At 39.0% G+C, this 982-nt stretch carries 1 protein-coding gene; it reads left to right on the top strand.

Features of this window, described 5'->3' with window-relative positions; all coding sequences use genetic code 11:
- Positions 1 to 136 precede the first annotated feature (136 nt).
- The gene (locus tag ACFPPD_RS23230; protein WP_209751980.1) at positions 137 to 664 is read left to right on the top strand and encodes a hypothetical protein; all 528 of its coding nucleotides are present in this window, start codon (positions 137 to 139) and stop codon (positions 662 to 664) included.
- Positions 665 to 982 lie beyond the last annotated feature (318 nt).

Raw genomic sequence — 982 nt, 5'->3', positions numbered from 1 at the left:
GAAGCAGAATCAGCCGGACACATCCGCACCGACTAAGCGCATCGCGCCCGGCGACTTCGTCGCCTTAAGTCGGTGGGACGTCGTGAACACATGAACGTTATCGGAAATTCGGTGAAAGACAAGGAGTGCAACATCAATGAATAAGTTTGTTGACAACGGCACTTTAATTTATGAATTTAGTGATCTATTTTTAGTTAAGTGTCCGAATTGTAATGGAATGGCAAAGGTAATTCCACTGATTGAACCAGGAAAGGATTATATTAAAGATAAATTATATTTTTCAGATCGCAGAGTTATTTGTAATACATGTGGGTTTAACAAGGATAAAAGAGCTCCATTGAACAAACCCTATTATTTGAGGATAGTTCATTTCGGAAAGGATTGGAAAGATAATTGCATAAATATTGGTGGAAATCATGATTGGATATTTGGATATCCTTTATACTTAAACCTTACTTGTAAGGGGCATATTTTATGGGCATATAATTTGAGACACTTGGAATTTATAGAATCGTTTATTAATGAAAAGCTAAGAAATAGTTCTACATATTATTTAAGTTTAGTAAGCAGATTACCCAAATGGCTTATTGAGTCGAAGAATAAAGATGAAGTTTTGAAAGGCATTAAGAAACTGAAAGTAAAGTATATGAGTGTATCTCAATGAAGCACCGAACATCCGATAACACCATGTTCACGCTTCGGCGGACGAGCCGCCTCGGTCCGGACCGAAGTAGAAGTGCTGAGGGTAAATTCAGCCGGACACATCCGCACCACCTAACCGCATCGCGGCCGCCCTTCGGGCTTAAGGTGGTGGGACGTCGTGAACACATGAACGTTATGTGAAATTCCTGTAAAGCTAAACACTTTAATCCCATAATCCCATTCGGAGGTTTTTTATGATAAATTTGAAGGGACATCATGACTTATCTGAAGTAAGTCTTTTATTGGCTGAATGTATGTGGTCTGATTCTGAAAGAATTCT

The sequence above is a fragment of the Cohnella suwonensis genome, assembly GCF_042655365.1.
Classification (GTDB): domain Bacteria; phylum Bacillota; class Bacilli; order Paenibacillales; family Paenibacillaceae; genus Cohnella; species Cohnella suwonensis.
Note: the sequence above shows the minus strand (reverse complement) of the source record. Positions and strands in the feature narration are given on the sequence as shown.